The organism is Burkholderia sp. HAN2018 (assembly GCF_024704855.1).
GTDB lineage: Bacteria > Pseudomonadota > Gammaproteobacteria > Burkholderiales > Burkholderiaceae > Burkholderia > Burkholderia cepacia.
The window spans coordinates 1-5,121 of record NZ_QOBB01000349.1; the positions used below are offsets into that span (position 1 = coordinate 1).

4 protein-coding genes are annotated in these 5,121 nt (G+C 69.6%); all 4 read left to right on the forward strand.

The window, feature by feature from the left end:
• Positions 1-201: 201 nt before the first annotated feature.
• The 4 genes from DPV74_RS38875 (at position 202) to DPV74_RS38890 (ending at position 5,048) form a co-directional block, all read left to right on the forward strand.
• Positions 202-978, forward strand: coding sequence for an L-iditol 2-dehydrogenase (locus DPV74_RS38875; RefSeq protein ID WP_027789248.1), 777 nt, complete (start codon positions 202-204; stop codon positions 976-978).
• Between the two features lie 96 nt (positions 979-1,074).
• The gene (locus tag DPV74_RS38880; RefSeq protein WP_119339119.1) at positions 1,075-2,031 is read left to right on the forward strand and encodes a sugar kinase; all 957 of its coding nucleotides are present in this window, start codon (positions 1,075-1,077) and stop codon (positions 2,029-2,031) included.
• Complete coding sequence (locus DPV74_RS38885) at positions 2,019-3,380, forward strand: D-tagatose-bisphosphate aldolase, class II, non-catalytic subunit (RefSeq protein ID WP_119339120.1); 1,362 nt, start codon at positions 2,019-2,021, stop codon at positions 3,378-3,380. Before DPV74_RS38880 ends, DPV74_RS38885 begins: the two co-directional genes overlap by 13 nt.
• Positions 3,381-3,722: 342 nt before the next feature.
• The gene (locus tag DPV74_RS38890) at positions 3,723-5,048 is read left to right on the forward strand and encodes a sugar ABC transporter substrate-binding protein (protein WP_021159529.1); all 1,326 of its coding nucleotides are present in this window, start codon (positions 3,723-3,725) and stop codon (positions 5,046-5,048) included.
• The last annotated feature ends 73 nt before the right edge of the window (positions 5,049-5,121 follow it).

Below are 5,121 nucleotides of genomic sequence, written 5' to 3' on the forward strand. Positions count from 1 at the left end.
CGCGCCGCGCCTTGCCGGGCGCGCGTGGCGGGCCGCCGCGGTGCGCCGTTGTGCCGCAGCGCATCATAGAAAGCCGTCATGTTGCCTTGACAGCGCGAATCGCGTATCCGATCATTCGATCAACAACAGAGCAATTGATCGGTTGGCGAGCGTTAGTTCATCTCGCGGCCGTCGTAAAGCAGAACGAACCGGAGACAGCCAGTGAGACTGGAAGACAAGGTCGCGATCCTGACGGGCGCCGCAAGCGGCATCGGCGAGGCGGTCGCGCAACGCTATCTGGACGAGGGCGCGCGCTGCGTACTCGTCGACCTGAAGCCTGCCAGCGGCTCGCTCGCGCGGCTCATCGAGGCGAACCCCGGCCGCGCGGTGGCCATCACCGCGGACGTCACGCGCCGCGACGACATCGAGCGCATCGTCGCCACGGCGGTCGAGCGCTTCGGCGGCGTCGACATCCTGTTCAACAACGCGGCGCTGTTCGACATGCGCCCGATCCTCGACGAATCGTGGGACGTGTTCGACCGGCTGTTCGCGGTCAACGTGAAAGGGCTGTTCTTCCTGATGCAGGCCGTCGCGCAGCGGATGGTCGAGCAGGGGCGCGGCGGCAAGATCGTCAACATGTCGTCGCAGGCCGGGCGTCGCGGCGAGGCGCTCGTTTCGCACTACTGCGCGACCAAGGCCGCGGTGATCAGCTACACGCAGTCGGCCGCGCTCGCGCTCGCGCCGCACCGGATCAACGTGAACGGCATCGCGCCCGGCGTCGTCGACACGCCGATGTGGGAGCAGGTCGATGCGCTGTTCGCGCGCTACGAGAACCGGCCGCTCGGCGAGAAGAAACGGCTCGTGGGCGAAGCCGTGCCGCTCGGCCGCATGGGCGTGCCGGGCGACCTGACGGGCGCCGCGCTGTTCCTCGCGTCGTCCGACGCCGACTACGTCACCGCCCAGACGCTGAACGTCGACGGCGGCAACTGGATGAGCTGACGTGGCGCCGCTCGCACGCGTCACCTGCCGGCCGGCCTGCGACGGGGCGGCCGCGCCGCTCACCGCGGCCGCCGTCGAACGAGGAGGGCACGCCTGATGGCCGAGATCGTCGTCGCCGGCGAACTGCTGGCCGAATTCGTCGCCGCCGAGCGCGGCCAGGGTTTCGACGCGCCGGGCCTGTTCGCCGGGCCGTTCCCGAGCGGCGCGCCGGCGATCTTCGCCGACCAGGCCGCACGGCTCGGCGCGCGCGTCGCGTATGCGGGCTGCGTCGGCCGCGACGCGTTCGGCGATGCGATCGTCGCGCGGCTCGAGCGCGACGGTGTCGACGTCGCGCGCATCCGCCGCGTCGCGCGTCCGACCGGCACCGCGTTCGTCGCGTATCGCGACGACGGCTCGCGCAGCTTCGTCTACAGTCTGTCCACCAGTGCGGCCGCGTGCGTCGATGCGTCCGACGTCGATGCCGCGATGTTCGACGGCTGCCGCTATTTCCACGTGATGGGCTCGTCGCTGACGAGCGAATCGGCGATCGCGGCCGTGCAGCGCGGCGTGATCGAGGCCGCGCGCGCCGGCGCGAAGGTGTCGTTCGATCCGAACGTGCGCCCCGAGATGCTGAGCTTTCGCCCGATGCGCGCGGCGCTCGAGACGATGCTCGCCGCGTGCCACCTGTTCATGCCGAGCGAGGCCGATTTGCCGTTCTTCTGCGGGCCGCAGCCGGCCGAGCGCGCGATCGCGGGCCTGCTCGCGACGCATCCGCTGCTCGAGCGTGTCGTGCTGAAACGCGGCGCGCAAGGCAGCGTTGCATTTGACCGCGCCGACCGCGTCGAAGCACCGGCCTTTCAGGTCGACGAAATCGACCCGACCGGCGCCGGCGACTGCTTCGGCGGCACGCTCGTGGCGAGCTTCGTCGCGGGCGTGCCGATCGATGCCGCATTGCGCCGCGCGAACGCGGCCGGCGCGATCGCGGTCACGCGGCGCGGCCCGATGGAAGGCAACAGCAGCGCGGCCGAGATCGACCGCTTCCTGACCGAACGAGGTATCGCATGTCCGGCCTGACGACCTTCGCCGAACGCCCGCGCACCGCCCACGCGGACGCCGTGCTGCGGATGATCTTCGATGCGAACCGCGCGGACGCGCAGCGCGGCATCTATTCGATCTGCAGCGCGCACCGGCTCGTGCTGGAGGCCGCGTGCGAAGCGGCGCGCGCGGATGGCTCGCCGCTCCTGATCGAGGCGACCTGCAACCAGGTGAACCATCTCGGCGGTTATACGGGCATGACGCCCGCCGATTTCCGCCGCGACGTCGACGCGATCGCCCGGCGTTGCGGGCTGGCGCCGTCGGCGCTCGTGCTCGGCGGCGACCATCTTGGGCCGAACCCGTGGCGGCACCGCCGCGCGGCCGATGCGATGCGCGAGGCGGGCGCGATGGTCGCCGCCTATGTGGAAGCCGGCTTCGAAAAGATCCACCTCGATGCGAGCATGGCGTGCGCGGACGATCCGGTGCGGCTCGACGATCGTACGATCGCCGCGCGCGCGGCCGAACTGTGCCGCGTGGCGGAAGACGCGGCGGCGCGCACCGGCATCGCGCCCGTCTACGTGATCGGCACCGAGGTGCCGACGCCGGGCGGTGAAGTCAGCGGCAACAACGGCCACGACGGCGATGCGGCGATCGCGCAGATCGCGGTCACGCGCAGCGACAGCATCGCGGCGACGCTCGATGCGCACCGCGCCGCGTTCGCGGCGGCCGGGCTCGACGACGCGTGGGCGCGCGTCGTCGCGATCGTCGCGCAGCCGGGCGTCGACTTCGACGATCGCCACGTGCTCGACTACGACAGTGCGAAGGCCGCGGCGCTCGGCGCGAGTATCCTGCAGACACCGCACCTCGTGTTCGAGGCGCATTCGACCGATTACCAGACCGAGGGGGCACTCGCCGCGCTCGTGCGGGACCACTTCGCGGTGCTGAAGGTCGGCCCCGCACTGACGTTCGCGCTGCGCGAGGCGCTGTTCGCACTGACCTTCATCGAGGACGCGCTGACCGGCGACGTCGGGCAGCGCTCGCGGTTGCGCGACGTGGTCGACGCCGCGATGCGCGCGCAGCCCGAGCACTGGGCGCCGTACTACCGCGGCGACGAAACCGAGCAGCGGCTCGCGCGCCAGTTCAGCTACAGCGACCGGATTCGCTACTACTGGCTGCAGCCGGCCGTCGCGGCAGCGGTCGAGCAACTGTTCGACAACCTCGCGCGGCAGCCGGTGCCGGAGACGCTCGTCGCGCAGTGGCTGCCGGATGTCTACGCGGCGTGCCGCACGGGCGGGCTCGCGAAGGAGCCGCGCGCGTGGGTGCGCCACCGGATACGCGACGTGATCGCGCACTATGCGCGCGCGTGCGGAATGCAGCGGCCGGCGTGACGGGCCGCGAAGGAAGTGCAGGACCGACGACACTAGGGTCTGTTTCCATATGGAACGCACATGCGAATGCCCGAAATCGCTCGCAGGGCAAGAAGTGAGGAGCGCCGTTTGGCTGAGCCAAACAAGCGACGAGCGACGCCGCCATGTGGGCGATTTCGGGCATTCCCGTGGAATGTATTTTTTTAGTTTGGGGTTGCCACGAGAACGGCCGCTCGCCGCGTTGCGCTCCTTGCGAATACGTCCAGTATTCGCAGCGTCGCGCGCCTCGCGAGCGGCCGTTCTCGTGGCAACGCATGTGCGTTCCATATGGAAACAGACCCTAACAAACACAGGAGACATGCCATGCAACGAAAGATGCTCGACGCCGCCGCACGCTGCTTCGCCGGAGCCGCGCTCGCGACGGCGGCCTGCGCCGCGTCCGCCGGCACGCTGACGATCGCGACGCTGAACAATCCCGACATGATCGAGCTGAAGAAGCTGTCGCCGGCGTTCGAGAAGGCGAACCCGGACATCAAGCTGAACTGGGTGATCCTCGAGGAAAACGTGCTGCGCCAGCGCGCGACGACCGACATCACGACCGGCAGCGGCCAGTTCGACGTGATGGCGATCGGCACCTACGAGACGCCGCAGTGGGGCAAGCGCGGCTGGCTCGCGCCGATCACGGGCCTGCCCGCCGACTACGACCTGAACGACATCGTGAAGACCGCGCGCGACAGCCTGTCGTACAACGGCCAGCTGTACGCGCTGCCGTTCTACGTCGAGAGCTCGATGACGTTCTACCGCAAGGACCTGTTCGCGGCGAAGGGGCTGAAGATGCCCGACCAGCCGACCTACGACCAGATCGCCGAGTTCGCGGACAAGCTCACCGACAAGGCGAAGGGGACCTACGGGATCTGCCTGCGCGGCAAGGCCGGGTGGGGCGAGAACATGGCGTACGTGTCGACGGTCGTGAACACGTTCGGCGGGCGCTGGTTCGACGAGAACTGGAATGCGCAGCTGACGTCGCCGGAATGGAAGAAGGCGATCACGTTCTACGTGAACCTGCTGAAGAAGGACGGCCCGCCGGGAGCGAGCTCGAACGGCTTCAACGAGAACCTGACGCTCACCGCATCGGGCAAGTGCGCGATGTGGATCGACGCGACGGTCGCGGCCGGGATGCTCTACAACAAGCAGCAGTCGCAGGTGGCTGACAGGATCGGCTTCGCGGCCGCGCCGGTCGCCGCCACGCCGAAGGGCTCGCACTGGCTGTGGGCGTGGGCGCTGGCCGTGCCGAAGACGTCGAAGCAGCAGGACGCCGCGCGCAAGTTCATCGCATGGGCGACGTCGAAGCAGTACATCGAGATGGTCGGCAAGGACGAAGGCTGGGCGTCGGTGCCGCCGGGCACGCGCACGTCGACCTACCAGCGCCCCGAGTACAAGGCCGCCGCGCCGTTCTCGGACTTCGTGCTGAAGGCGATCGAGACGGCCGACCCGAACGATCCGTCGCTGAAGAAGGTGCCGTACACGGGCGTGCAGTACGTCGGGATTCCTGAATTCCAGTCGTTCGGCACGGTGGTCGGCCAGTCGATCGCCGGTGCGGTCGCGGGCCAGATGACGGTCGACCAGGCGCTCGCCGCCGGGCAGGCCGCCGCTGACCGCGCGGTGCGGCAGGCCGGCTACAAGAAGTAACGCGCCGGCAGTCACGCGGCCCGCGGCGTGCGCCGTTGCGCATGCCGCGGGCCGGCGAAGCCGAAAGGCGGGC